At 49.3% G+C, this 26125-nt stretch carries 22 protein-coding genes; 2 read left to right on the top strand and 20 right to left on the bottom strand.

Features of this window, described 5'->3' with window-relative positions:
- From cntA to C161_RS24460, 20 genes are all read right to left on the bottom strand, one after another.
- Window positions 1–1629, bottom strand: a complete 1629-nt coding sequence (gene cntA, locus C161_RS24555; protein ID WP_084650475.1) for a staphylopine-dependent metal ABC transporter substrate-binding lipoprotein — start codon at window positions 1627–1629, stop codon at window positions 1–3.
- A 233-nt stretch (window positions 1630–1862) separates the two neighbouring features.
- On the bottom strand, window positions 1863–3149 hold the full coding sequence (locus tag C161_RS24550; protein WP_036673432.1) for an opine metallophore biosynthesis dehydrogenase: 1287 nt from the start codon (window positions 3147–3149) through the stop codon (window positions 1863–1865).
- A gap of 66 nt (window positions 3150–3215) precedes the next feature.
- Window positions 3216–4010: a class I SAM-dependent methyltransferase gene (locus tag C161_RS24545; RefSeq protein WP_036673431.1), complete on the bottom strand. Its 795-nt coding sequence runs from the start codon at window positions 4008–4010 to the stop codon at window positions 3216–3218.
- 43 nt (window positions 4011–4053) lie between these two features.
- Window positions 4054–4914 (bottom strand): diaminopimelate epimerase, encoded by an 861-nt coding sequence (locus C161_RS24540; RefSeq protein WP_036673430.1) that lies wholly within the window; start codon window positions 4912–4914, stop codon window positions 4054–4056.
- A 332-nt stretch (window positions 4915–5246) separates the two neighbouring features.
- Window positions 5247–6473 carry an amidohydrolase gene (locus tag C161_RS24535; RefSeq protein ID WP_036673428.1) on the bottom strand — a complete coding sequence of 409 codons (1227 nt, stop codon included), beginning with the start codon at window positions 6471–6473 and terminating at the stop codon, window positions 5247–5249.
- A gap of 50 nt (window positions 6474–6523) precedes the next feature.
- On the bottom strand, window positions 6524–7585 hold the full coding sequence (locus C161_RS24530) for an LLM class flavin-dependent oxidoreductase (RefSeq protein ID WP_036673426.1): 1062 nt from the start codon (window positions 7583–7585) through the stop codon (window positions 6524–6526).
- Window positions 7586–7762: 177 nt separating this feature from the next.
- Window positions 7763–8635 (bottom strand): LysR family transcriptional regulator, encoded by an 873-nt coding sequence (locus C161_RS24525; RefSeq protein WP_036673424.1) that lies wholly within the window; start codon window positions 8633–8635, stop codon window positions 7763–7765.
- A 69-nt stretch (window positions 8636–8704) separates the two neighbouring features.
- Window positions 8705–9253: an NADPH-dependent FMN reductase gene (ssuE, locus tag C161_RS24520; protein WP_036605818.1), complete on the bottom strand. Its 549-nt coding sequence runs from the start codon at window positions 9251–9253 to the stop codon at window positions 8705–8707.
- A 123-nt stretch (window positions 9254–9376) separates the two neighbouring features.
- On the bottom strand, window positions 9377–10294 hold the full coding sequence (locus tag C161_RS24515) for an ABC transporter permease (RefSeq protein WP_156946160.1): 918 nt from the start codon (window positions 10292–10294) through the stop codon (window positions 9377–9379).
- Between the two features lie 60 nt (window positions 10295–10354).
- Window positions 10355–11287 (bottom strand): ABC transporter permease, encoded by a 933-nt coding sequence (locus C161_RS24510; RefSeq protein ID WP_036605816.1) that lies wholly within the window; start codon window positions 11285–11287, stop codon window positions 10355–10357.
- Window positions 11288–11548: 261 nt separating this feature from the next.
- A complete protein-coding gene (locus C161_RS24505; protein WP_036673421.1) occupies window positions 11549–13192 on the bottom strand; it encodes an ABC transporter substrate-binding protein in 1644 nt (547 codons plus the stop codon).
- A 170-nt stretch (window positions 13193–13362) separates the two neighbouring features.
- Window positions 13363–14706, bottom strand: coding sequence for an LLM class flavin-dependent oxidoreductase (locus C161_RS24500; protein ID WP_036605814.1), 1344 nt, complete (start codon window positions 14704–14706; stop codon window positions 13363–13365).
- A 322-nt stretch (window positions 14707–15028) separates the two neighbouring features.
- Entirely contained in the window at window positions 15029–15307 is a 279-nt protein-coding gene (locus tag C161_RS24495) for a glutaredoxin family protein (RefSeq protein ID WP_036605813.1), read from the bottom strand.
- 217 nt (window positions 15308–15524) lie between these two features.
- Window positions 15525–16478 carry an aminoglycoside phosphotransferase family protein gene (locus C161_RS24490; protein ID WP_036673419.1) on the bottom strand — a complete coding sequence of 318 codons (954 nt, stop codon included), beginning with the start codon at window positions 16476–16478 and terminating at the stop codon, window positions 15525–15527.
- 346 nt (window positions 16479–16824) lie between these two features.
- Window positions 16825–18552 (bottom strand): glycosyltransferase family 2 protein, encoded by a 1728-nt coding sequence (locus C161_RS24485; RefSeq protein ID WP_051449922.1) that lies wholly within the window; start codon window positions 18550–18552, stop codon window positions 16825–16827.
- A gap of 66 nt (window positions 18553–18618) precedes the next feature.
- On the bottom strand, window positions 18619–19266 hold the full coding sequence (locus tag C161_RS24480; RefSeq protein WP_235193929.1) for a GT-D fold domain-containing protein: 648 nt from the start codon (window positions 19264–19266) through the stop codon (window positions 18619–18621).
- A gap of 848 nt (window positions 19267–20114) precedes the next feature.
- Entirely contained in the window at window positions 20115–20846 is a 732-nt protein-coding gene (locus tag C161_RS24475; protein ID WP_036673416.1) for a sugar phosphate nucleotidyltransferase, read from the bottom strand.
- Window positions 20843–21616, bottom strand: a complete 774-nt coding sequence (locus C161_RS24470; RefSeq protein ID WP_036673414.1) for a glycosyltransferase family 2 protein — start codon at window positions 21614–21616, stop codon at window positions 20843–20845. Before C161_RS24470 ends, C161_RS24475 begins: the two co-directional genes overlap by 4 nt.
- Window positions 21616–22728 (bottom strand): glycosyltransferase family A protein, encoded by a 1113-nt coding sequence (locus tag C161_RS24465; RefSeq protein ID WP_162163212.1) that lies wholly within the window; start codon window positions 22726–22728, stop codon window positions 21616–21618. Before C161_RS24465 ends, C161_RS24470 begins: the two co-directional genes overlap by 1 nt.
- Before the next feature lie 41 nt (window positions 22729–22769).
- Window positions 22770–23735: a glycosyltransferase family 2 protein gene (locus C161_RS24460; protein WP_235193921.1), complete on the bottom strand. Its 966-nt coding sequence runs from the start codon at window positions 23733–23735 to the stop codon at window positions 22770–22772.
- A gap of 442 nt (window positions 23736–24177) precedes the next feature.
- Between C161_RS24460 and C161_RS32485 the strand changes: the two genes are divergently transcribed.
- Together C161_RS32485 and C161_RS24455 are read left to right on the top strand one after the other, a co-directional pair.
- Window positions 24178–24450 (top strand): hypothetical protein, encoded by a 273-nt coding sequence (locus C161_RS32485; RefSeq protein ID WP_235193920.1) that lies wholly within the window; start codon window positions 24178–24180, stop codon window positions 24448–24450.
- 44 nt (window positions 24451–24494) lie between these two features.
- Window positions 24495–26060: a M4 family metallopeptidase gene (locus C161_RS24455; RefSeq protein ID WP_036673412.1), complete on the top strand. Its 1566-nt coding sequence runs from the start codon at window positions 24495–24497 to the stop codon at window positions 26058–26060.
- The last annotated feature ends 65 nt before the right edge of the window (window positions 26061–26125 follow it).

The raw sequence follows: 26125 nt of genomic DNA, 5'->3' as shown, positions 1-26125 counted from the left end.
CTATTTAAAATTCATTTGTTCAAAAGGTAGTTCATATTGAGTCTGCTTGAATGAGATTCCATTAAGATTCTCGGGAGCGACTACGGTAACACGTCCGTTGGTAATCGGGATGAAGACTGCTTCATCATGGACGATCTTCATAATGTCGGCATACAGGGATTGGCGTGAAGCCTCATCCGTGGAAACCATAACCGCATCAATTTTCTGATAAAGTTCATCTGCTTGGGCAATTCCGCTTGTTGTATGCTTGTATGCCGAATCAGACGTAAATGCTGCAATGGTACTCTGTGGATCATAAGCCAGCCCCCAGGTTTGATTAAAGAGCAGATCATATTCCCCGGTAGCTCTCCGATTCGCAATGGAAGTGGATTCTTCGCCACCGATCTCAAGCTGAACACCCAATTCTTTCATCGAATACTGGATCAATTCAGCCTGTATTTTCTGTGAAGACGAGTTGCTGTCATAGTATAATTTCATGGCTAAAGGCTGACCGTTCTTCGTTCTCACCCCTTTACCATCTGCCAATGTCCAGCCAGCTTGGTCCAGAAGATTTTTAGCCAATTCCGGATCATACTCCCGTTTCTTAAGGTCTACCTTGGCGTAATTGACATTGGCTGAAAATAGCGTGTCTGCTACAGTCTGCGTTCCGTTAAAGATATCTTTACTAATCGTTTCCCGATCAATGCCAACCCATAGCGCTTCCCGCACTGCCGTTTCCTGAACTGGACTATTCTGGCGACTGCTATTGGCTACGATCATATTGGTATTCATCGCTTCGCTTCGAACCACTTGATAACCACCAGATTCAGCTAATTGGTCCATGGCCTCGACATCGATGCTATCTGCTCCCCGGTCATCGGTGAACACAAAGTTGATCTCTCCTTTTTGCAATGCCAGGAATGTTGTTTCACCTGCGGGAAGAACCTTGGATGTGATTTTCTTGATTGCAGGTGCACCACCCCAATAGTCTTCATTGGCTTCAAACGTGGCATTCTCTTCAACTTTATGAGCAGTAAGCTTGTAAGGTCCTGTGCCGTGGAAACCACTTACTCCGTCTTTGGTTCCTCCATCCTTGAAATCCTTGGGTGATATGAAGACGTAAGGTCTTGTCATGGACAATTCCACCAGTGCCGGATAATAGGCTTCCGACAGCGTCAGCTCCACCGTATGCTCATCTATAACTTTTACACTTGTGATTTTGGTAGACAGCTTGATCCAGGCATGTTTTTCGGCATTGGCCTGAACGGCATCGATATTTTGTTTGACCGCCTGTGCGTTGAACGGCTCCCCATCATGGAATTTCACATCTTGTCGCAGATGAAAGGTATAGGTCTTGCCATCCTCCAAGATATCCCATGATTCCGCCAGCAATGGCTTGATGCCGTCAGGTGTGTTTTCCACCAGAGACTCATATACCATCCCTTGCGCAGGCATGGAACCTGTATACAGATGGGGGTTCATATCATTAATATCTTTGGCAGAAGCATAGATAAGTTCTGTTTCTACCTGGCTATTTACAGACTCCGTTTGGGCGCCCTCTTTCTCTGTTGTGTTCTGAGCGCATCCGGCGAGCAGCGCAATGGCTGACACCAGCAATAGTATAGATGTAAAAGTAAGACCCTTTTTCACAACATTTCCTCCTGATGAGCAAATTAAAATTCAAACTTTACACAAGACCACTACGTGGTCAGAACAACCTTCCGATCGCTGTTATCCCCAGATTTTTTTGATCTCTTTTCCAAAGAGAAAATCCGGTGATAAAGGCGAACGCTTCGCTTCTTCAGGTTCTTTCTGCCCCCCCCCCGTTACTGTGTAAAACAAAATTTAATTTGCATTATTTAAATGTAATCAGACCCTATTACTCAAAGTCCGGTGCAGATCATGCGGATATCCTCTTCAAAGGATTGGATCGCAAAGGCTTCGGACAAGCGTTGATCCGAATGTGCGTCAGTCATTTCCTGAATCTTCGCTTCAAATCTGGCGATAAATTGATCAATCGTTGGACAGCTCACATCGAGATGTCTGGCAATACCCTGAATGATTTTGATGCGGTAGTAATCTTCCTTGGGCATGCGGGGAATATCTAGTTCCCCTTCGCGGTTCATGAACGTTTTGCGGAATGGGACTGCTGAAAAGTCGAAATATTTCCCTTCCGAATTGGGTTCCGAGAATGGATCAATCAATAATGAGGCGTACCGTATGTATAATAAATACTCCTGATGAATGACCTGCAGCTGATTGAAATTCTCGATATCCTGGCGTGATATACTCTCTAATCGAACCGGATAGTTGTCATCCGTCATGAATTGAAGCAGGTTCACTCCCTGGATATGGAGTCGGTCCGTAATATTCTTAATCTCCTGCCACTGTGCCCGCATTTCCCGTATCAAAACTTGTGTAATCGGACCTTCAGGATACATCTTGTATACGTATTTCTGAGTATCTGGAGCTCCGAAGATGTATTCTAATGAGAAGTCATTCATGAACAAGGGTGGATGTACGTACAACGAGATATTTCTCGTTTCCGCCTCCAGTGGGGATCGCATCACTTCCAGCGCAACACCCAAACGCTCATAACCTTGGCGTAGCTTACTAACCTGTTCAGACGGGTAACGAGTGGAACCGACATAGACCTTTTTTTTGACCCCTGTAGTAATCACATGATTCGACGGATGTACGTGCATCCAACGGGTATCTCCAAGGTAGGTAGAGAAACTGATCACTTCCGGCGCTGCATTCCGCTCTCTCATATAATGGGTCACGAGTCGATTCGACCCAAACGTTGGAGAAATCAAAATGATACATTTCAGTTGTTTGATGAATTCATCATTCATTTGTTCCAGTACATCGATATACGCATCGGTGGTAACCGCCAAAATAAGTGTATCCCATTTACCATCAATGGTGTCATATCCCTTGAACACATGATCAACGTAACACTCACCTGCGAGCGATTGATGTTTCTCATTTTGAATGCTGACCTGAATACGCCCATTGCTCTGTTCGAGGGCTGCGAATACAGACGCTGAACGAACCGATTGTCTCCCCGTAATGCCTATACAGCAGTTGAGATGATCTTTGAGCGTTACCGCAAGCTGAATGGATGCAGGTCCGGTTCCGAGTATCAGAATTCGCTGAAGATTGCTCATATAAGCCTCCTTAATTCAATGTTCAATCTGTAATCCATTTGGACGCACTTGGATGCACTTGCATACCTATGCTTTTTGATACAACGCAATATCAAACACATCATCCGGGCGCAGGATCGTATCCACCAGCTTCCATTTGTTGCTGTCCGTCTCTCTCATCGGATAATTGAACAAGGACTTCAACTGATCACCGTATCTCATGGCTACAACCACCTGTGCATTCGTCAGGGCATGCAGTTGATCAAGCAGCTCATATTTAGGGGCCACCGTAGAGCTGAAAATGATATGGGTTGCTTCCTTGGTATACTCCAGATTCTCCAGCAATGTTGACTCCAAACGAATCTTCAAACCCGCGCCCAGCGTCTCCACCACCTTCTGTCCGAGTCTAATGGATTCTTCATCAATATCGATCCCGACGACCTGTGCACCTGTTCGCTTGGCGATGAGTAATGGTGTCATGGGGAAGGAACCGGAGCCTACCAACAATACGTTGGAATCGGAGGTGACATGGAAGCTGCCGAATTCTTTATCGATACACTCTTCTATATTTTTGAAATAATCGGCAATCTGCACATCCCCGTTCTCTAACTTTAATGCACGATATTTCTCCATGATCGCCACACACTGGGCGGATTTATTTCTTAACGCCCACACAAGCGAATCAAGCTCTTCCAGCTCGGAATGCTCCAACTGTTCCCATGCTGCCTTATTGTCCTGATCGGTCACAAAGCGGGAGTAGTCATTGATCACAGCTTCCAGCTCTGCACTATGCTGAATCGTATGATCATACTTGCTCGCGAGCTTATCGAATTTCTCTGCAAATTCACTCAAACATGTCTGAAAATGGACCAATGTGATCATTTCTTTTCCCCCTATACGTTGTCTCGATCATGTATCATGTACCTCATGCGTTTACAACGCTCCATTCTGCTGGAGCATCTATGAAGGCTTTGCCCTGAGCCACGATGCCAACAGATCCCTCAATCGTAATACTCCCAAGTTCTGCGCCATTCCACTGGGCCGCCACTTTGATCGCACCACCAGGCTGCTTGATGTACTGCGTAATCTGCCTCTGCTGGCTCCATGCCAGATACGCTCCGACGGAGGCCGTACCCGAACCACACCCTCTCTCCCAGATCAGACTATCCAGCTCCGGAACATAGATGAGTGGGGCCATTTCTTCCAAGTGTGATTGATATAACAAGATACCGATCAGCTTATCTCCCAGGGTTAGTCCCAGTAACCTTGCAAGGGTCTGTGCCCTCTTCTTCATCGTATCGTTGAAGTCATCGACTTCGATCACGATATGGATGAACTCAGCGTACCGGATGATCACCATATCGAGCTCGATGCCTTCGTATCGGATTGTTCGTTGTTCGATCTGCTTTGGTATCGGCATGGTTACCTGGCAGTCATATTCGTTCTGCTGTTTCTTCACATGGCACATGATCAATTGATCGGTTCCGGAAACCTCCAGCATGATGTCCATAGACTCCTGATGTGCCAGTCCTGCTTCAGATGCGTGGTGTGCTGCAAGTGCCATACAGGCATTGCCACAGAACTCTCCTCCGGCCATTTCCAGACGGGCAGCAGCTTCCGATCTCCTCGTTGGTTCAATGAATCCCACTTGTTCAGCGTAAACGTTATCATACGACATTAGACGAGTTGCAATATGATTATATTTCTCGGCTGCATGATCCGTTTTAACCAGAATCGTCATGTTTTGGGTGGGACTGAACTTGATAAAATCGATCTCCTGTTTCATCGCAGCGACTACTCCTGTTCTTCTTTTTTATCTAATAGTAATTATTACGATTAAAGGTCGAGAAAAATATAGCACATCTTTTTGGGGAGCGTCAACAAATATTTCCATTTAAAAAAATAAAATTTCATAATACCTTTAGCTGCACCTCCTGTAAGAAAACCCAAACAGAGCTGACGCTTCTACGCCAGCCCTAGCCATAATTACACCATCTGATAAGATTCAACGAATCGTCGTTCCTACCTCGCTCTCACTAAAAAAGGGAATACGAAAAACGGTTGCCGTCGAACGGAACCGTTTCGATCTGGATATGATCCAGTGATTCACTGTACTCATCACTCTTGATGTGCTTGCACATTGTGCAGTGCTTTCTCAGCCAGTGCAGCCAGAAGATGTGCTCCCAGCGACAGAGCCCGTTCATCCACATCAAAGCCAGGGTGATGCCACTCATGCGGGCCAGAGGTGCCCAGGAAGAGGAACAGGCCGGGAACTTCTTTTTGATAAAAAGAGAAGTCCTCACCTGCTGGAGAAGGTAGCGGTCTAAAACTGTTTAATCCAATCTCACTTGCAACTTGCTCCGCCGCAGATGCCAGAGACTCATCGTTGACCACGGCAGGAGGTCCCTGAATCCAGCGGACCGTAGCCCGTGTGCCATAGGCTGCCGCCACACCGGCGACTACCTGATTGAAACGCTCGCGAATCCGTGCACGCACTTTCTCATCAAAGGTACGCACTGTGCCATCGAGAATCGCTTCATCCGGAATAACGTTCCAGGCTGTGCCACTGTGGAGCTTGGTGACACTGATTACAGCACTCTCCTGTGCTCCCACATTGCGACTCACAATGGCCTGTAATGCCGTAACAATATGTGCGGCAACCACAATTGGATCAATGCCGGCTTCAGGCACAGCTGCATGGGTGCCTACACCTTCCACTTTGACAACAAAACCGTCTGCTGCTGCCATCAATGCGCCTTCCCGAATGCCCACCGTACCTACCTGGAGATCAGGCTTGTTATGCAACCCAAATACGGCCCGAACATCGGATAATGCGCCGCTCTGGATCACTTGCCGAGCACCCGTTGCTTTTTCCTCTGATGGCTGGAATATCAACCGTACTTTTCCCGGTAGGATGGACTCGCGCTGTTTCAGTAATCGTGCAGCACCGATCAGAATTGCCGTGTGTGCGTCATGTCCGCATGCGTGCATCTTTCCATCTACCTGGGAGGAAAATTCCAGCTTTGTCTCTTCCTGAATGGGCAACGCATCAATATCTGCTCTTAGGGCGACAACAGGACCGTCCCCTTGACCCACTTCAGCGACAAGCCCTGTCCGCAGCGCATATTCGTCTGCAATACGGACGCCTTCCTCTTCCAGCCAACTGCGAATGGCTGCCGTCGTCTCCTTTTCCTCGCCGGACAATTCCGGGTTACGATGCAGATGTCGCCGAATGGTGATTAATCTTTCCACGAATTCTTCCGCCCGTTCACCGTGAAGTTCATGCTCGGGGCCCTGTACTTGTTGGTCAGAATGCTGCTTGGGCTGTTCCAGATCACTTTTCATCACATGGCCTCCCATTCGTATATATTCACTGTTATATTAACTGCCTAACTCTATCCGATTGCAGCTTCCTGTTCCTTGGATTCCAGTGCAAATTCACTGAGTCCCTGCTCTGCCAGAATCTCACGCAACAATTCGAATGAACGAATTCGCTTGGTAAAGTCCCGTGTAGCTGTAGTCACAATGAACTCTTCCACAGCAAACTCCTGCTGGAACTTCAGCAGTGCCTGACCTACGCTTTCCTTCGTACCCCGGGTCACACTTGGCTCCAAAATCTCGATCCGATAGGTTTCGTTTGATTGACGGCCGAATTCTTCCGCCTGTTCCACAGAACCGACAGTGAGTACTTTCCCACTCTCCAGATGGATCTTCACCAGCATATGCTCGCTCGCAAGTCCTTCCGCTTCCTCCTCACTCTCGGCCACAATTAACGATATGGCTAGTGCAGCGTAGGGCTCTCGTCCCTGGGAACGATCAAATTGTTCACGATATACACGGATCGCTTGAAGCGCTACCTCTATATTACTGTTAATGAACAGTGAAAAGACATATGGGAGTCCCAGTTCCGCAGCCATGCCCGCACTATCGACACTTGCTCCAAGTACGTACAGCTCCGCTGGAATGTCCGACACTGGCGAAGCGCTGAGACCTGCAAGTGGATGCGACTGATCTTCAAGCGGCTCATTGTGGATGTATCGTTTCACCTGAACAATTTTCTCTTGAAGAGATGCGGCTTCCTGAATACCTTCCTGCAACGCCTGTGTCGAACGTGGTAACCCGCCTGGTGCACGACCGATTCCCAGGTCAACTCTTCCTGGTCCGAGCGCGGCGAGGATATTGAAATTCTCGGCGACTTTGTATGGACTATAATGCTGGAGCATTACTCCGCCAGACCCCAGCCGAATCCGCTTGGTATGCGCAAGCAAGTGGGAGATGAGTACTTCCGGGGAGGAACCTGCAACATGCCCTGAATCATGGTGCTCCGACACCCAGAACCGATGGAATCCAAGTTGCTCTGCCCGCTGTGCCAGCTCAATCGTATGCCGAAAAGCATCCACCGCCGTTTCCCCTTCATAGATGGGAGTCTGATCCAAAATGCCAACACGAATACTCATATCCTTCTCCTCCTTGATTGTGCTGAACCTCTGTTCTTGGATCACTATTAAGTTGAACTTGAGATCTTACACTTTATCACTCCGATTGCAGTACCATCTTCCGATCACGCTTCGCTTCTTCAGATTGGTTCTGCACTCTCCGTTTTGGTGTAAAAGTCAGATTCAACGTTAGACGCTCTATAACTTCCGCAGCAGTTCCCCGAAGGGCTCTGCCAATGGCGAATATTCTTCTTTTAAAGTAACGACGCTGATCTGCAACGATACACCTGCTACCTCATGTACCTGAATGGGGAACAGCTCCTGATTCTGCACTTCCTTCTTCACCGTGAGTCCCGGGAGAAAGGCAATGCCTGCCCCTTGCATAACCAGTTTCTTCGCCGTCTCCGAATTATCGACATGGTATGTAATATTCGGCGGATGTTCCAGCGAGTCGAAAGCCCGGTGAATGCGAAGCCAGTCCAGTGAACCACATTCAAAAAAGACCAGTTGCTCATTCCGGATAGCTTCCATGCTGACATGCCCGCTCTCAATGAATGGATGCCCTTTGTACACATAGAGCTGGATCGGATCTTCATAAAAAGCAACCGTACGGATCGCAGGATGCATGACCTTGCGCACAAAAGCAAGATCGATCTCCTGACCAAGCAGTTTGGCAATCAGCTGATCCGTCGTTGCGGTCGTCAATTTGATATTAATTTCGGGGTAAGCTTCCTTGATCTTGGGTAAAAAATCGGGAATGACATAGTTGGATACCGATACTGTACTACCAAGTCGAAGAGCATCCGGTGTTGATCGCCGTTGCTGAATCTTCTGCTTGCCCTTCTGAATCACTTGCAGCACTTGCTGCGCATATGGCAGGAATTTCCGACCTTCATCTGTCAGCACAATTTGTTTGCCAAGCCGATCAAACAACTTGCAGCCCAGCTCCCTTTCCAGTGACTGAATGCGAGCTGTGACCGAAGGTTGGGACAAGAAGAGTACTTCGGCAGCCTTATTGAAGCTTCCATAATGATTGATATATACAAATGCTTCAATATTCTCGATATTCATGAGCGCCTCCGTATCCACGTCCGCAGACGTTTGATCTTATATTGATTTATCCAATACACTTACTTGGTTTTATGATATCGTAATCCCATCCTTTTCCAGTGTCAATATCAATTCATCCAGCGAGCGATCCAAACGTGTAGTCACATCTGCCGAGAGTACAAATTTTCCATCATCCAATCGTTCAATTCCCTGATCCACAGCATACACGCCACCCAAGATATGTCTTCCACCAAGGGCTGCCAGAACAGGTTTCAATGCATAATCAATGGCGAGCAGATGAGCTATAGAGCCACCGATAACGAGCGGAAGTGTCAACTTGCCCCGCAACCCTTCTTGCGGAATCAGATCCAGGAACAGCTTGAGCACTCCCGAGTACGATGCCTTGTATACCGGTGTAGCCACAATAACTGCATCCGCCGCTTCCACGACAGCGAGTGCATCACGAATGAATGAGCTGTCAAACCGGGCTTGCACCAGATCCTCAGCGGGCAGGTCCACAACATGAATGACTTCAACAGTGATGCCTGCCTCCGTTAATTTTTGGCTGCTGTAATCCGTCAGACCTGTCAAACGCGAACGTTTGGAAGGTGATCCGGCAATAATGACAACATGTGACATGAATATCTCCTCCTCAAGCGTAAACGGCTGTCGCCGTCCTTTGGTGGTACAGCTACCGTTTCGCAGTGAAATATAAAAATGGATAGGGTGAAACTTATAAATTCTTATATTTTGGAATAGCGGTCAAGCCGCTCCTTTTACTTTGGGGTCCAGCCGATCGCGAATATCGTCTCCAATCAGATTAACCGCCAGTACAAACAACGTGATCGCCAGCCCCGGGAACGTACAGATCCACCAGGCAACCGTCAGATAACCTCTACCTTGTGAGAGCAATGCGCCCCAATCCGGTATTTCCTTCAACACCCCAAGTCCCAGAAAACTGAGTCCGGAACCCGTAAGAATTGATGTCCCTACGCCCAGCGTAGCCATGACCAGCAGGGGTGATAATGAATGTGGCAGTACATGTTTCCAGAAAATACGTGCATTGGAACCGCCCAGTGAACGTGTCGCTGTAATGAAAGGCAGACCTTTAACTGATATGACCTGCCCACGCATCACCCGTGCGTAGCCCGGAATGGAGGAAACCGCAACAGCCAGTGCAATGTTCATCAGTCCTGGCCCAAGAGCAGCTGCAACAGACAATGCAAGGAGCACGCCGGGTACAGCCATCAGAATATCGACAGCCCGCATCGTGACGGTATCAACAATTCCTCCGGCATAACCGGAGATAATACCAAGAGCACTACCGACAATACCGCCCACAAGCACCGAAGCAAATCCAATGAGCAGCGAATCCCTGCTTCCATGCACAACCACACTGAAGATATCCCTGCCAAAATAGTCCGTCCCGAACAGATGCGCAGCAGAAGGAGCCTGCAGAATGGCATCCGTCATCATCTGAGTTGGATCATAGGGCGCAATCCAGCCCGGTACAATCGCACATGCCACGGTAAACACCACCACCAGCAATGCTGCATAAAAGAATAATCGGGATACCGCGAATGAGACGCGATAACGCCAAGGGCGGCGATTCCACAGATGGATACGTCCTATACTGCCGGCCCATGCTTTTTTGTCACCAGCCAAAGGTTTCATGCTCATGAGCAACAACTCCTCCTTTCATACTCCGTGTCAGGACACTTCTGACTGTTCTATCCGATATTATGTGCGGACTGCACGCCGAACCCGGGGATCAATGTACGAATACGAGATATCCACCAGCAGGTTCAAGACCACATAGATAATGGATGTAAAGAAAACAACCCCTTGCACCACTGGCAGATCCTTGGCCATTAGTGCATCCGCAATAATTCGGCCGATCCCCTGTCTGGAGAAGACGGTCTCCACCACAACGGTTCCCGCAAGCAGATCACCGATCAGCATGCCAATTACCGTTACTGCAGGAATAAGCGCATTACGCAGTGCATGACCATACATGATGGCACGTTCCGAAAGTCCTTTGGCCCGTAACGCCACGATAAACGGTTCATTGATGACTTCCAGCATGCTGTTCCGCACCATCCGTACGATAAACCCTGCACCCACGAGACCCAACGTAGCTGCCGGAAGAACCAGTGAGCTGAATCCGTCGGAACCCATCGCCGGGAACCAGCCAAGCTGTACTGAAAATAACAGGATGAGCAGAATCCCCGTCCAGAAGGTTGGCATGGAGATGCCAAACAGTCCAACGAGCCTTGCGACGAAATCAATCACGCCATTGCGATGAATCGCAGACAGTACACCAAGTGTAATTCCAATCGTGATGGCAATGATTGAGCTGAGTGCGGTCAAAGCCAGTGTGGCTGGAAAATGTTCCAGTATTTTTGGCAGAACTGGATCGGAATTGATCATTGATTTACCGAAATCCCCACGCAGCATATCACCGAAATAGTTCGCAAACTGGATGTAAAACGGCTGATCCAGTCCAAGCTGGACCCGCAGATTCTCGATCATCTCCGGGGTAGCCGAGGACGGGTCCAGCATGAGCAGAACCGGATCACCCGGCAGAAGATACATGATGCAGTACACCAGCACCGAAGCTCCGAAAATAACCAGAAGCGATGTTGCGAGTCGTGACAGTATCGTTTGAACCATACCGGGATATCTCCTTCCTGAATCTGTATTGGCCGTTCCTATAGTGCGTGTTCAAAAAGACCAGTTTTCAGTACCGAGAAGATGGAATGAAGCTAGAAATGGAGTAGCGGAGCGTAGGAAACTACGTGAGCAACTGAAATGTTTCCGAAGGAAACATCCTTCGTAAGCCCCCCGCTTATTTCGGCTGAATTTCATATTCGATGCTGATCATGCCATTAGGCATGACTCGTAATCAAAAGTGGACTTTTTGAACAACCTCTGTTAGGGCTGAATGCGGACGTCGTTAAAGAGTGGATAACCCAATGAATCAAACTTGATGCCTTCGACCTTTTTGGATGCTGCGACGGTATAAGGGAATACATAGATCGGCAGAATTACCGCTTGCTCAATCAGGTATTGCTGGATCTGATTGTAGATCTCCACACGTTTATCAGGATCCGTCTCGACCGCTCCCTGCTCCAGCAATTCATCGATCTTCGGATCAGACAAACCGGACAATGTGGGACGCTCGCCCTCTGAACTCGTATGGTAGAAAGCGTACAAGGCATTTGGGTCAGAATTGACCTGACTATTGCCATAGAGATCATAATCCCAGTTCTGATAGATGACTGTTGCGATATCTTTTGTAATCTCGACTTCAACAGCAATGCCAACCTGTTTCAACTGTTGTTGGATAATGGCGGCAATGTCATTGCGTTTCTCCCGATTGGGCGAACCATCGACATAACGCAGGGTCAGTTTCTGGCCGTCTTTGGCACGAATACCGTCAGCGCCTTTCACCCAGCCTTGTTCATCGAGCAGTTGATTGGCTTTGTTGATGTCCGGGTTGATGCTTCCTTCCAGCGATGCATCATAACCCAGGATTCCAGGAGACAGTGCGGACCACGCTCGTTCGTAGTTGCCCAGATACAATGTTTTGACAATCGATTCCACATCTACAGCGGATTGTACTGCCTGCCTTACTTTCACATCGTCCCAAGGCGCTTTGCGCAGATTGAAAAAGAGTGTGTACGGCAGTCCAACCGTATTGGCCTGTAACAATTGCTGGTTCGGATCGTTTTTCAATGCAGCGATATTTTGCGGTGGAACCGTCTCGGCAGCGAGTACCTGACTACTCTGTACACTTCCGATACGCGTTGCTTCTTCCGGTACAATCTTGAATGTGATCGTATCCACATGGGGCGCGGCTTTATTTTCAACCGTCTCAGGTCCCCAGTTGTAATCCTTGTTTTTGGCAACGACGATATCCGCATTTTCATCCCATTTTACAAAGGTATACGGACCTGTGCCCACCGGATTTTTACCTAGCTGGTCACCATATTTTTGGGCAGCTGTTGGGGATACGATCCCCAGAAGTGCCTGGCTCAAGTTACCGAGAAAGGCTTGCGCTGGTGATTCCAGATTTACCTTGATCGTATATTCATCAATGACTTCGGAGGAGCTATACGGTCTAATCAGGGCCAGAGAATTGGCAGCTTTGGTGGCCGGGTCAATCACCCGGTCCAGATTGTATTTCACGGCTTCCGCATTAAACGGTGTACCATCATGGAACTTCACACCTTCACGCAGCTTGAACGTATAACTCTTGCCGTCTTTGGATACGCTCCATTCCGTGGCAAGCCAAGGTTTGATGGAACCATCAGGCAGTTGCACGACCAGATTATCGTAGATCGTCCGGATGGCACGCACAGTTACGGCAAGCCCACTGCGATGAGGGTCAAGCGTATCCGGTGAAGTGGCGAGTGCAAAGGTCAGGTTGCCTCCTTCGGCTTGCCCGGCCTGATCCCCGCCCGAAGCCTGTGCCGTACTGTTCGTGCTGCCTCCCGCCGCTCCGCAACCGGATAATACCATCACCAATACTGCTGCCAATGCCATATATTTCATCCATGAGATAGACCTGTTCATATCGCTTCCCCCTCTGTGTATACAGGTGTCATTAAATTGATGTTTATACCAATACTATATATATCCTATAAGTTAAGTCGGTTTTAAGATAGTACGAAACGTAGTAATTACTTTATTACCGTTTGGAGAACACAACAGACAAAATCAGATGCTCGTTCGCTCCCTATCCGTTATGCCAAATCAGATACAACTTGCTTCTTCGCAGCCGTATAACGGTTAACCGGAATCTGTACCCCAAGGTTACCTCGCAATGTATCGTGTTCATAGTCCGTACGATACAGACCGCGTTCTTGCAGAATCGGAACAACCAGTTCCACAAAATCAGACAATCCACTTGGCAGCTCCGAAGCAATAATGAAGCCATCCGCTGCTTCCGTCTCAAACCATTCCTGAATCTTGTCAGCGACCTGCTCCGGTGTGCCCAAGAATTTGCTGCGTGGTGTTGCTGCCCGCAGAGCCACTTCACGCAAGCTCAATCCTTGCTCTTTGGCATCCTTTTTGATCTTGTCGGTTCCACTGCGGAAACTGTTGCTTCCAATGCCATTCAGCTCCGGGAACGGTTCATCCAGCGGATATTGGGAGAAATCATGGTGTTCGAAGAAACGTCCCAGATAATCCAGCGCTTTATCAATGGTAACCAGGCTTGCGATCTCCTGATACTTCTGTTCCGCTTCCTCTTCGGTCTGTCCAACAATAGGATTGATGCCTGGCAGAATAACAATATCCTGTGCAGAACGTCCATAGGAAGCCGCCCGTGTTTTCACATCCTTATAAAATGCCTGTGCATCTTCAATCGTATCGTGTCCGGTAAAGACAGCATCCGCTTCTTGCGCCGCCAGCGTTTTGCCATCTTCCGATGAACCTGCCTGGAAAATCACCGGCTGTCCTTGCCGTGAACGGGCAATATTGAGCGGACCTTGTACGGAGAAAAACTCTCCTTCATGATTAAGCGTGTGCAGCTTGGATGGATCAAAGAAGACACCGCTCTCTTTGTCTCTTACAAAGGCATCATCTTCCCAAGAGTCCCACAACCCTTTGGTTACCTGTAAATATTCCGCGGCAATGCGATAACGTTCCGGATGCGAAGGGTGACTGCTCTTACTATAGTTCTTCGCTGTACCTTCCAGCGGAGAAGTCACGACGTTCCAGCCTGCACGGCCATCACTGATCTGATCGAGGGAACCGAACTGTCTGGCTACGGTGAACGGATCACTATAGGATGTCGAGAGGGTGCCTACCAGTCCAATATGTGAAGTAACGGCAGCCAAAGCGGAGAGGATACTGATTGGTTCGAAGCGATTGAGGAAATGCGGAATGGATTTCTCGGTAATATACAGACCGTCTGCGATAAAGACCAGATCGAACTTGCCTTCCTCCGCTTTCAGTGCCTGACGTTTGTAGAATCCAAAGTTAACGCTGGCATCCGACAGAACCTCCGGGTGTCTCCATGTGGTGTTGCTTCCTCCAACCCCATGAATAATGGCTCCAAATTTCAAACTGCGTTTCGCTGTCATATGCACTCCGCCTTCCTTGGATTAGAATCTTCAAAAGAATGATCAAGGGCCAACTGAACTGATTACGTATGCAAAATAACTTAAAAGTTAACTATTCCTATGAGTTTGGTTTGTTTTAATTTCACAAATCTTATCACTGCCCCGTAAAAGGGTCAACAGCGTGACTAATAGATTTTTTCTATATGAACATTGAAGATGTAAATAAGACCATTTACATCCCAAGAGAGCTATAACTTATGAACGTTCCAGCTGCTGTACAAATGCGATCGTGCATCATACAACAGCCGGAACGGCTTGCTTCAAAGGTATATATCCACTCCCGTTAGACTGCTGCCGCTTCGTCCGCTCGTGCCAGAAGTTCCGCCAGCTTCTCCAGATCAGGTTCCAGCAAGGCTTCAAACTTGCCGTCCCCTCCCACTTCAATAACGGGTACATGCCGAATGCCATATTTTGCTTCAAGCACATCACGCAGCACGTCATTGCCCTGCACTTCAATGTTCTCAAAAGGCTGGTTTCGCTCTGTCAGAAATGCTTTCACTTCCCCGCAGAAATGACAGCCTGTTTTGCTCCACAGCACGACTTTTTTGGTTGATGATGACATCGACATACCTCCTGATTAGTTTTAAGATCAAGATCTGGGCCATTGAATATGAACGCCCTAGACCTTCAATTCCCATCTGTTAAATAAGAATTATGGCTCTAAATGTACTCCTGTGCCCTTCCTGCGTCAATGGATCTGCTAATAGAATAAACCTATAACCAAATAGAAAGATTAAATTATAAATTTGAAAGATGGCTTATTTTACAGGAATGAATCGCTATTGGCCCCTCCTAACCTGGTTAAAAGCTTGTTTTGCTAAATCAGTGTAGAACTCGATCTGATCCGGACTTCGATCTATAGCCCACCTCAGGGTATCAAAAGCTTTCAATAACAACATATGGCTCGCTTGATTCAGTTCGCGCTCTTGTTCTTGTGTGCCTGTCCCATATCCTTCTAAAAACGCTTTCAATTCTTCCTTGTCAGGACCCTCACCCCGTAGCTGGCATTGCATGAGTTGAATGATATCGCCATACGGCACCGCGGTGACCTCCGCATTCCCCCAGTCCAGAAGGGTAATCTCACCCGTTGAACTTACGATTGTATTCTTCAAGGAGAGATCACCATGACATAAACCAAAGCGGAACTTTTCCAATTTCAATTGTTCGAACCATTGCCTTACGAGCTGTGATTCCTTCATCGTAATGACACCAAGCTCAATCAATGGATCTTGCTCCGTGAGACTATTGATATTGTATTGCACATATCCTTGCCAACTTCCATCTGATCCTGCATGAGGGGGAGAGTAAAATTTGTTTTGTACGGGATCATGCATTTCCCTTCCGAAACCTGCCACTAGGATGGATTGCATACGTTGTGTGTACTCACCGAGTTTCCTCCAGATCACAGACGTGGACACTGTCGTGTCCAATCCGTTGTCCCCTTCCACAACCGTTTGAATCATATAGGCATGTTCAGCGTTGACCCCAACGGATAATGTCTGTGGCCCAGGAATACCGGCACTTGTTGCTCGTTCGATGCACCATTTTTCTTTCAAAAAGGTGGGATATGTATCTGGATCGTTCATGCGTACAACCACTTTATGACTTGCTGTCTCCACCAAGCAGACCTGATTAACAAAGCCTTTACCCACGATATGATGTGAGCATTTTACTTGTTCCAGCAAACAATCACTGGCAATCTGTTCGGCTTGTCTGACTACAGAATTCTTCATCCCTTATCCTCCCTCAATCTCTATACTTTAAGTGATCTATATAAGTTGAATTAATCATTTATACGATAACGGAGAGGACAGAAAAAACCTGAAAAAGCGAAGCGTTCGCCTTTATCTCCGGATTTTCCCTTGAGAAAGGGGAATCGAAAAAATCTGGGGATAACAGCGATTGGAAGGTTATTCTGTCATCGTAGTGTCAGTATAAATAATCTTTAGTTCAACTTATATAGCTACCAACTCATATGTAATATTCGGATGCGGAATGAATCAGAGCGATTACACAGGGTACCGCTACATTTTCCATTCCGCATCATGCTGCTGATTCGCATAAACAGATCGCCTGACATTACAGATCTGGGTTCAAGAGTTGAGGTGGGGCGATAATGGGCCAGCCTTCTTCCATCGAATTCAGTTGGTCCGCAGACACGCTGATTATATTCCCAGAATGTACACCCCAACGTTCTGCCGCATAGACCGAAACAAATCGTCTCCGCTTGTCTCCGCTGATCTGATATCGAATCTCGGGTGCATCCACTGCGGCAACAATACTTCCTTCTGCCCAGCCATTGTGAGAACCATGAACCGCTGTCGTATGCACCTGTTGGGATTCCCTCGGCCATCCTTGCACGTCCTCCGCTGATATCAGTGCTTCTCCGGCAGGAATGGCGAGCAGGTCCGGTTTGGCAATCTGAACAGGAGATATTCCACGCGGTACTGGGATATTCAGCTTACGCCGCCGACCGCCAGTTAATGTATAGACATCTCCTTTGGCATCGGACAGGAACGAACCTTCCGGGTAGAAGTCATAACTGTGTCTGAACTGTAATGCTGGATCTTGGCTACCCTGCGTTGAGATTCGCTGACGCGGATCCATTGGGTTTGTATCACCCTCCTCTTGTTGACCGGATGGGGTACCAGAGGTTTGTTGTCTAGCCAAGCGGCAGGTTTCGGCAACCAGCGCATGGGGATCTCCCCACTTTTGGCTATAAAACTGCTCGTTATCCTTATTCACTACAGCAAAGTCTTGCTCACCCAAGGCTTTCATACTGACACTTCCAAAGTGGTGGATAAAAGCATCCCCGGCTACCGCAAGTTGGTATCCTGCCAGCTTCACCCGGATGATCCAGTCATCATCTTCGAAATTGCCCACCGCGTACCCTTCGTCCAGATAACCTACCCGTTCCAGCAGCTCCCGTGAGAACAGCCAGCAGAATCCGACCAAGCGATCGGTTATTCGATGTTTGTCTGCATCCGGACGATTATGTGTGGCGGCAAAAGACCACATCTCTTCTACCTCACGGTAAGGAACCTGAATCTGCTGATCCCCGCCAATATAGTTGGTCACCGGACCCACCACACCAATCTTCGAATCACTGGCAAGACAAGTCATCATGTTATCCAGCCAGCCCGGAGTAACGAGCGTATCGTTGTTCAGCACGATGATATGTCGTCCTCTCGCCATCATCAGCCCATGATTGACACCTCCGGCAAACCCCCGGTTCTGATCCAGGGCAGCAACTCTCACCATGCCGCCTTTGCGGCGCATGGCCTCGGCAGTTCCATCCTTGGAGGCGTTATCCACGACAATGATTTCGTAGGGAGCAGGCGTATGCTTTTCGATACTGGACACACATTGCAGCACATACTCCCGCTGATTGTACGTGGGGATAATGATGCTAACTCCTTCAAAAACAAGACCAAACGAGCTCTGTCCCTGGCGAACACCTTCGTTGTATCCTCTGGTATACCCCTGTTTATAGAGCCTGGCGCCTTTGGGTGTGCGCCTGCTTTTGCCTTTACGTCTGGATTTCCGCATTGAGCGACGACCTGCTGCATGCAGGACTGCCTTGTCAGATCGCGAGACATCGTGTTGTGTGGCACGGCGGGCCGCTTTTTTTTCGCTGCTTATGCTGCCATTCCTGTTGTTTTCACTGCGGCTGTTGTCACTGTGAGTGCTGATATTTGGAATGATATTCAGATGACTGTGACCCTTTCGACGGACGACGTTTCGAGCATTAACCTTGTTGCTGTGGCTATGACTTTCTTCCCCGCGCTGTTGATCGGGTGTGCTCATGTTGCTCCCTCCATTTCCACTTGTCCGTGAGGCTAACACGCACATGACCAGCCCCCGGACGGTCCACTAGAGTTGAAGCTCTCCTGTTACCAGTTTGTCAGCCAAATGTCCAAAGTCCAGAGCGACCTTGCCGAGTTCACCCGCAATTCGTCGACACAGAATGACCGCCGGAATTCCCGCCGCCACCAAAGCGATATCAAAAGCATGTTCTGCGGTTTGCTGCATCACCCTCGGAATATCCATAACTCCCGCCACAGAACCAATGATACCTGTGACATGAATCCCCCGGTTATGCAGCAGTGCCGCAAGCTCTGGTGCCTGGCTGCCTATGAGCAGAACCCGCCGTCCTTGCAGCAAGGGCAACACCAGGCCGGACTGATGCAGACTGTAATTGATTGTGGAGCTGGTCAATTTCAACCGGGACCAGTCGATCCCGAAGTGGCGCAACACCGGGAATAACAGCCCCTGGAATGTCGGTGCCCGCGAGATCGGCACGCCAACCCAGTCGGCGGCCTGTATGGCTTCCGCAAGCATCGCGCGGATGTCGGGGGTTGAGCAGGGCACCCCTGCATAGGGCAGAAACGGTGCCAGCTCCTGCACTTCCTGGCCTGGCAGCACCGTATCGGCTGCCAGCGTGAGCAGTTCGCCATCTCCGAGGCGAACGACAGACAAGGGGCGCTGTGCATCCAGCGCCGCCGTGATGTGTCCAGCCATCTCATGAGGGCTGGACAGCCGGGCCAGGCTGGGCGCATATTGGCGGAATCCCGCCGCGATCAGATCTGCCGCCGCCACGGCAGGCAGAATGTGATCCGGCGGGATGTGCTGCGCCACCAGCGCCTCCCCGCCGGCGAATACGCCGTCGCGGTAGCCCTCGGCGTAGCCGCCGGGCACAGCCTCCGCCTGCACTGCGTGCTCCGCGGGCGGAGGCGGCAAGCCCTTCGCGCTGCCCGCATTCGCGCCGGCAGCGCCTCCCCGCCCTGCGGGGGCGACACCCTTCGGGTGTGTCGCCTGGCGCGGTGCTGGCATGGGCGCACGGCGCATCGCCGTGCGCTGCTTGGCGCGGGCAGCGGCACGCCGGCCCCGCGCGGGTGCAGGCCTGCGCCCAGCAGTGGCCTGGCGCAGGCCGGCTTTGCCTTTGCCGGTGCGGCTGGCTCTTGCCGCTTTGCTCGCACTCGCAGAGCCAGCTTTGCCTGCTCTGCCAACAACACTGCCTGTGCTGCTCGCTTTCCTTGCAGCAGCCTTATGCGCTGCGCCGGCAGATGTACCCGCTTTGGTCGGGGTACTCCGTTTCCCTGACTTCACACCTCTGACTCCAGCAGACCCTGTATCTGCTGCTGCCGGAGTGCCACTGCCCATAAATACGGCCGGGTGGATGCCCCGGGGCTTACCCGACACGGAGGCCCTAGCGGGCCTGGTGCGTGTCACTACTCTCACGCCATTCCCTCCTTTGACATGCACGAGGATTGTCGCTGCGCAAAGCGCCGGAGCATCCTTCCAGCTCCGGCGCAGAGTGTTCTGCTCCCATGGGGCACCGCACAGCGGCAGCATCAGTCGCATATATTTTAGGGCAACTGTCCTTTCATGCGAACAGCTGCTTCCTGGAGCGAATCAAATGTACCTGCATCACTCCAGTATTTCTGCAAAATGTCGTATTCCAGTCCGCCAGCAGACGCGTAGTGATTATTCACATCCGTAATTTCAAGTTCTCCGCGCGCAGACGGCGCAATATTGCGAATCAGGTTAAATACATGATCATCATACATGTATATGCCCGTCACACAATAAGAGGTTTTCGGCTGGCTTGGCTTCTCCTCAATGTACGAGATTCGCTCAGGATGCTTTGGATCAAAAACAGGCACCCCGTAACGTCGTGCATCATCCACCTCTTTGAGCAGAACTCGCGCTGTACCAGCAGGTTGCTGCATGTAACGGTCCACATAAGGCTTCAGATCATCGCTGAAGAGATTATCACCGAGAAGCACTACAAATTTTTCGCCAGGAAGGATAAAAGTGGTCGCCAGATCCAACGCTTCCGCAATCCCGCCTGCCTTTTCCTGAATGCGATAAGTCAACTTGACCCCATGATCTGCTCCGCCACCAAGATACTCTGTATATAACCCGGCGGAATGTTTGTTGATCACAATCAATAGTTCATCAATGCCTGCCTGGCGGAGCCTGTCGATGCCATACATAATCATCGGATGTTTACCGACTGGAAGCAGATGTTTGTTAATGAGCCGGGTCAGCGGATACAGTCTAGTTCCTGTTCCGCCGGCAAGAATTACACCTTTCATTCCACGTTCCCTCCTTCATCGGATATGTCCATATATTCAAGCGGATCGACATGCCATTTGTTCATAAAAATCGAACGATTACGCTCAAGCAGCTGTTTCCACGCTACCGGATCTGTCTTCTGGAAGCTGGCACTTCCCTGATGATGCACGAGAACATCTCCACATACCAGCAGGCGGTATCCCTGCAATCTTGCTCTATAACAATAATCGTCATCCTCATAGTGTCCCGGAGAATATGCCTCGTCAAGCAGTCCAACCGATTCCACGACATCTCGTTTCATCAGCATGCACAGACCGACGATCCGGCGTACTTCCCTCCACCTTGAAGAATCCGCAACATTATTGGAATTGGCCAACTCCTGAAAATGTTCCATATCCCGAAACGCCAGTTCAATCTGCTGGATGCCGCTTGCATAATTCGTAACAGGACCCGTGATCCCAATACTTGCGTCACTGTACAGAGCCGTTCGCAGGTTCTCCAGCCAACGGGGCGTGACCGTAACATCATTGTTCAACAGCAACAACTCATCCCCGCAAGCTGCACGAAGTCCAGCGTTACACGCTGCCGGAAACCCCCGGTTGTCCGGGAACCTTACAAATCGAATTCGCTCCAGCGCACAATATTCAGCCGTTCCATCCGTCGAACCGTTATCTACCACGATAATTTCATATGACGCAGGATCGCCCGAGTATTGACGTATGGCATCGATGCAGGGCCTGATCAGATCCAGCCCATTGTAAGTTGGGATAATCATACTCGTCAGTGTCATTAGGCGTTCCTCCTGTAAGCGACTTCTACACGGGAGAGTGTATGTGCCTGGGCTGGATTCCAACCTGTACCCAGCAATGTAGCCAGTGCCTCCAGATGATCTCCGATGATCAATTTGGCGACATCATTCCCACTTCCCGTGTTACCAGGACGCAACCGATTGGAACGAATAACATCCACCTGACTTGGTGCCGAGACGTTCATTCCATGCTGAATAGCTAGACTTTGTGCCTTAGGTGGAACGGCCAGTGATGCTGGCTTCACGGTCTGAATCATACGACGAGACAATGCATGAGGCACGGCTGTCATGGAATTGGAACCAAGATCTGCCCTGCCTAATGTACGGTTCAGATATGCTTTGATCCGGCTTACCTCATCCTGGCCTGCAAACGCAGGCAGCAAAGACGTCAGATTATTCAACGCCACATCCTGTCCCCGATCAACCGCGAACAGAAAGGGTGCAAGCTGTTCAGCCGAGACGACCATATCTCCATCCACAAAAAGTACCGTCTCCGCGTCCGTCATCTTGGCTCCAAGTGCCCGGCCCACATCATGTCCTGCCCGATCCGGTTCATAGATTACTGTAAGTCCCGGCTGCCTTAGTACCTGCTTCAAACTGTCATCTGTCGTTCCATTCAGTACCACAATAATATCCGTCAGAGGCAACCGCTTTAGTTGCAATAACACCTGCCCCAGTGTGTGTTCTTCATTACAGGCACAGACAATGGCAGCAGCCGAATGACGAAGAGGTAGTGGCACGATCTGGAATGAATGTCCCGAGGCCTGAGCATAACCTTGCATAAATGCCTTACCTGCCTTCAGAGCTAGCTCGAAATTGCTTAGCTCCGCAACGTTCACCGCGTGTGCATTCCATACGAGACGTGCATGTTCTTCTGATACTGTGTTGTTTGCCTTTGCCTCGCTTCCTGCAACTTGCCCCGCTTTCCACATCAAGTGCAGATTTACTGGGCCAGACTTTGCTCGGCTTCTTCTTTTTTTTTGAATATCTACATGTTTCTTGTTCCTATGACGCTTGTTCATTACTGTTCTTCCTGCTGTCGTTGGTCTACTTGTTGTCCGCCTGCGGCGGACAACCCCTGAACGTCCCTTCATTTCCTCACCTCCAGCATGCTGCATCATCCGATGCGACATGCTTACCTCGCCAGGTTGCGAACACGTTGCAGATCGGTATAACCTCCGCGGGGACCGAGCGTATCCGTAATCCACTTAATCGCTGCCATATGATCATTCAGTACCACTTGACTTAGCAGATCAGGTCCGCTTCGCTTCTTGATTCGTACTGCATTCATTCTACCCACAGGTACGTGATGAACAGCGCGTACCCGAAGTCCTCCGATCACTGCCTTCGCTTGTGCGAGTGGCGGAACTTCCAGTGAGGATATCCCCATGACCTCAAGTCCTTTTCGGCTTATTGCATGTGGAATTGCTGTCATGGATGCCCCCCGGAGATCGGATCTTGCGAGTATGCTGTTCAACATGTGTTTGGCCTCCACTACCGGATGAACGGGATGATGAGTGACCGGCCCATGGTAGTCGTTAAGCGCCACATCCGTTCCCTTCAGCACAGCCTTCACGTAAGGTGCAAGGTGCTCTGCGGGAATTGCGATATCTGCATCAGTAAATAACAATACCTGACCGCGCGCCTCCGCTGCGCCTACTTTTCGTCCTCCATCATGCCCCAGTGCTTCGGCATACGTGAGCACTCGTGCTCCAGCCCGTTTGGCTGCGTTTGCCGTACCGTCTGTTGAACCATTCACAACGACAAGCACTTCAGCATCACGGCATATCCGCAGCGCTTCACGGACAACTGCACCAATCCTTTTCTCCTCATTCATAGCAGGGATAATGACCGAGAGCATCGGTCCCTGAGAAACATCTCTGTGTGAAGGAGCATCACTCATGCCATTTTCCGCTCCATTCTCTCCTCCATCCTTAGCCTGTAACATCAGCTGTTTGGATGGAATAACGAACGTATAGGCCTTTGTACCCTTTTTGTGTCCAGACTTCCATCTTCGTTTCTTCAGCACTGTTTTTCTTCGTGTCACATTGGATCGGGTTGCATAACGTGCTGTGGTACGGGTTTTGCGCAACAGTTTCACCTCCCGCATTCGATCATCGGCATGCCAAGGGAGTACACGTTATTCTATGTATTCGTGGAGCAGTGGAAACGGCGTTTGTCCTTGCACTAAGCAGGTTCTCCCTGTGAACACGAGGGTACAGGCCTTGCTTTCAGACAAAATACGTCAAAATATGTGAAAAACGCTACCTCTCCCCTACTTCAGACACAAATTTAACAAAAATCTAAAATTGTATCTTTTCCAAAGTTTTACATTGTGATAATATACGTTCCAAGCAGTTTTATTTACAAAAATAACCTTGCGGTGAACATGAGTTCCCCTATATTTTTTAAATAAATTTATTGACCTTAGGTTGATTAGATTATGACCTCATTCACAGAACTTGTTAAGCAGATACATTCTACTCTTGAGAGGAGTGATGCCGTTCAGAACACACTGCCTTTGTCATTTACGCAAACCCGGATTGAACACCCCAGTTTTCCGTGAACGTATCTTCTACCTGCGCAATTGGACAACCCCCGGCTTTCTGAAAGAGGAACACAATAGACGATTAAACCTTCGGGTTGAACTGAATAAACGGTTATCCTTTTTGTTTGGTGTCGTGCTTAACACTTCCCGAGCTAAGGCCAAGCCGATTTTGTTCCAATCGTTTCTTGTCTCATTCCACGCTTCAGGTCTAGCCCCACGCTCCGCGCTGCCCAAGTTGCAGACGGAATTCCAACCGAGACTGGCATGAACATTTTCCAACCAAAAATAAGTTTAAGAATGGGAGAGTTTACTATGAAATTTGCCAAAGTTATGCCAACAATTCTTGGAGGAGCTCTTTTGCTCGCTTCCGTGTCCTCTGCTACTGCAGCTCCAGTGTCTGATCAATCCATTCCACTTCAGGCCCCTTATGCCTCTGAGGAGGGTATTCCATTGAACAGTGGAACAGATGACACTATCTTTAATTACCTCGGACAGCAGGAACAATTCCTGAATTCCGATGTGAAATCCCAACTCAAAATTGTCAAAAGGAATACAGATACATCTGGCGTAAGACACTTCCGCCTGAAACAGTATATTAAAGGTATCCCGGTTTATGGTGCAGAACAGACGGTCCACCTGGACAAAACCGGAGCCGTGAGCTCCGCACTTGGCGATCTTCCACCGATTGAAGAGCAGGCCATTCCGAATGATGGTGTAGCCGAGATCAGCGGAGAAGACGCGATCCAGATTGCAACCGAAGAAGCAACCTCCCGGATTGGAGAGCTTGGCGCCGCGGAAATCACACCTCAAGCTGAATTGAACATCTACCATCATGAAGAAGATGGACAGACGTATCTGGTTTACATTACGGAAGTAAACGTACTGGAACCTGCCCCTCTACGGACCAAATATTTCATTAACGCAGTGGATGGCAGTATCGTATCCCAGTTTGACCTCATTAACTTTGCCACTGGAACAGGTACAGGTGTGCTTGGAGATACCAAAACCCTGACAACCACCCAATCCGGCAGCACCTTCCAACTGAAAGACACCACTCGCGGCAATGGCATCCAAACGTACACGGCGAACAATGGCTCCTCACTGCCTGGTAGCTTGCTCACGGATTCGGATAATGTATGGACCGATCGTGCAGGTGTAGATGCTCACGCTCATGCGGCTGCTACGTATGATTTCTACAAAAACAAATTCAACCGTAACGGTATTAATGGTAACGGATTGTTGATCAGATCAACCGTGCACTACGGCTCCAATTACAATAACGCCTTCTGGAACGGGGCACAGATTGTCTTTGGTGACGGCGATGGAACGATGTTCCGATCCCTGTCAGGTGATCTGGATGTTGTGGGCCATGAATTGACGCATGGTGTTATTGAATATACAGCCAACCTGGAATATCGCAATGAACCAGGCGCACTCAATGAAGCCTTTGCCGATATTTTCGGTAATACGATCCAAAGCAAAAACTGGCTGCTCGGTGATGATATCTACACACCTAACACTCCAGGAGATGCGCTGCGCTCCCTCTCCAACCCTACATTGTATGGTCAACCTGACAAATACAGCGATCGCTACACAGGCTCACAGGACAACGGCGGTGTCCATATCAACAGTGGTATCATCAATAAAGCCTATTTCCTTGCTGCTCAAGGCGGAACACATAATGGTGTGACTGTTACCGGAATCGGTCGGGATAAAGCGATCCAGATTTTCTACAGCACACTGGTGAACTACCTGACACCAACGTCCAAATTTGCCGCTGCCAAAACAGCTACCATTCAAGCAGCCAAAGATCTGTACGGAGCAACTTCCGCTGAAGCTACTGCTATTACCAAAGCATATCAAGCTGTAGGCCTGTAAAATCTTATTTTATTGTAATTGAACTTATAATGTACTCTTCATAATGGTAACAAAACGTTCAGACA

This window comes from Paenibacillus sp. FSL R5-192 (assembly GCF_000517845.1).
Lineage (GTDB): Bacteria > Bacillota > Bacilli > Paenibacillales > Paenibacillaceae > Paenibacillus > Paenibacillus amylolyticus.
The sequence above is the reverse complement of the archived record's forward strand: the minus strand, read 5'-3'. Positions and strand labels throughout refer to the sequence as shown.

What these genes read in the sequence shown, in the direction of transcription:
- C161_RS24545 (WP_036673431.1), bottom strand. Translation starts at nt 4,010, where the DNA reads ATGATCACATTGGTCCATTTTCAGACATGTTTGAGTGAATTTGCAGAG.
- C161_RS24525 (WP_036673424.1), bottom strand. Translation starts at nt 8,635, where the DNA reads ATGAATATCGAGAATATTGAAGCATTTGTATATATCAATCATTATGGA.
- C161_RS24495 (WP_036605813.1), bottom strand. Translation starts at nt 15,307, where the DNA reads ATGTCATCATCAACCAAAAAAGTCGTGCTGTGGAGCAAAACAGGCTGT.
- C161_RS24500 (WP_036605814.1), bottom strand. Translation starts at nt 14,706, where the DNA reads ATGACAGCGAAACGCAGTTTGAAATTTGGAGCCATTATTCATGGGGTT.
- C161_RS24540 (WP_036673430.1), bottom strand. Translation starts at nt 4,914, where the DNA reads ATGAAACAGGAGATCGATTTTATCAAGTTCAGTCCCACCCAAAACATG.
- C161_RS24515 (WP_156946160.1), bottom strand. Translation starts at nt 10,294, where the DNA reads ATGAGCATGAAACCTTTGGCTGGTGACAAAAAAGCATGGGCCGGCAGT.
- ssuE (WP_036605818.1), bottom strand. Translation starts at nt 9,253, where the DNA reads ATGTCACATGTTGTCATTATTGCCGGATCACCTTCCAAACGTTCGCGT.
- C161_RS24485 (WP_051449922.1), bottom strand. Translation starts at nt 18,552, where the DNA reads ATGAGCACACCCGATCAACAGCGCGGGGAAGAAAGTCATAGCCACAGC.
- C161_RS24535 (WP_036673428.1), bottom strand. Translation starts at nt 6,473, where the DNA reads ATGAAAAGTGATCTGGAACAGCCCAAGCAGCATTCTGACCAACAAGTA.
- C161_RS24470 (WP_036673414.1), bottom strand. Translation starts at nt 21,616, where the DNA reads ATGACACTGACGAGTATGATTATCCCAACTTACAATGGGCTGGATCTG.
- C161_RS24550 (WP_036673432.1), bottom strand. Translation starts at nt 3,149, where the DNA reads ATGAGCAATCTTCAGCGAATTCTGATACTCGGAACCGGACCTGCATCC.
- C161_RS24510 (WP_036605816.1), bottom strand. Translation starts at nt 11,287, where the DNA reads ATGGTTCAAACGATACTGTCACGACTCGCAACATCGCTTCTGGTTATT.
- C161_RS24480 (WP_235193929.1), bottom strand. Translation starts at nt 19,266, where the DNA reads ATGGCTGGACACATCACGGCGGCGCTGGATGCACAGCGCCCCTTGTCT.
- C161_RS24490 (WP_036673419.1), bottom strand. Translation starts at nt 16,478, where the DNA reads ATGAAGAATTCTGTAGTCAGACAAGCCGAACAGATTGCCAGTGATTGT.
- C161_RS24455 (WP_036673412.1), top strand. Translation starts at nt 24,495, where the DNA reads ATGAAATTTGCCAAAGTTATGCCAACAATTCTTGGAGGAGCTCTTTTG.
- C161_RS24465 (WP_162163212.1), bottom strand. Translation starts at nt 22,728, where the DNA reads ATGAAGGGACGTTCAGGGGTTGTCCGCCGCAGGCGGACAACAAGTAGA.
- C161_RS24475 (WP_036673416.1), bottom strand. Translation starts at nt 20,846, where the DNA reads ATGAAAGGTGTAATTCTTGCCGGCGGAACAGGAACTAGACTGTATCCG.
- C161_RS24530 (WP_036673426.1), bottom strand. Translation starts at nt 7,585, where the DNA reads ATGAGTATTCGTGTTGGCATTTTGGATCAGACTCCCATCTATGAAGGG.
- C161_RS24505 (WP_036673421.1), bottom strand. Translation starts at nt 13,192, where the DNA reads ATGAACAGGTCTATCTCATGGATGAAATATATGGCATTGGCAGCAGTA.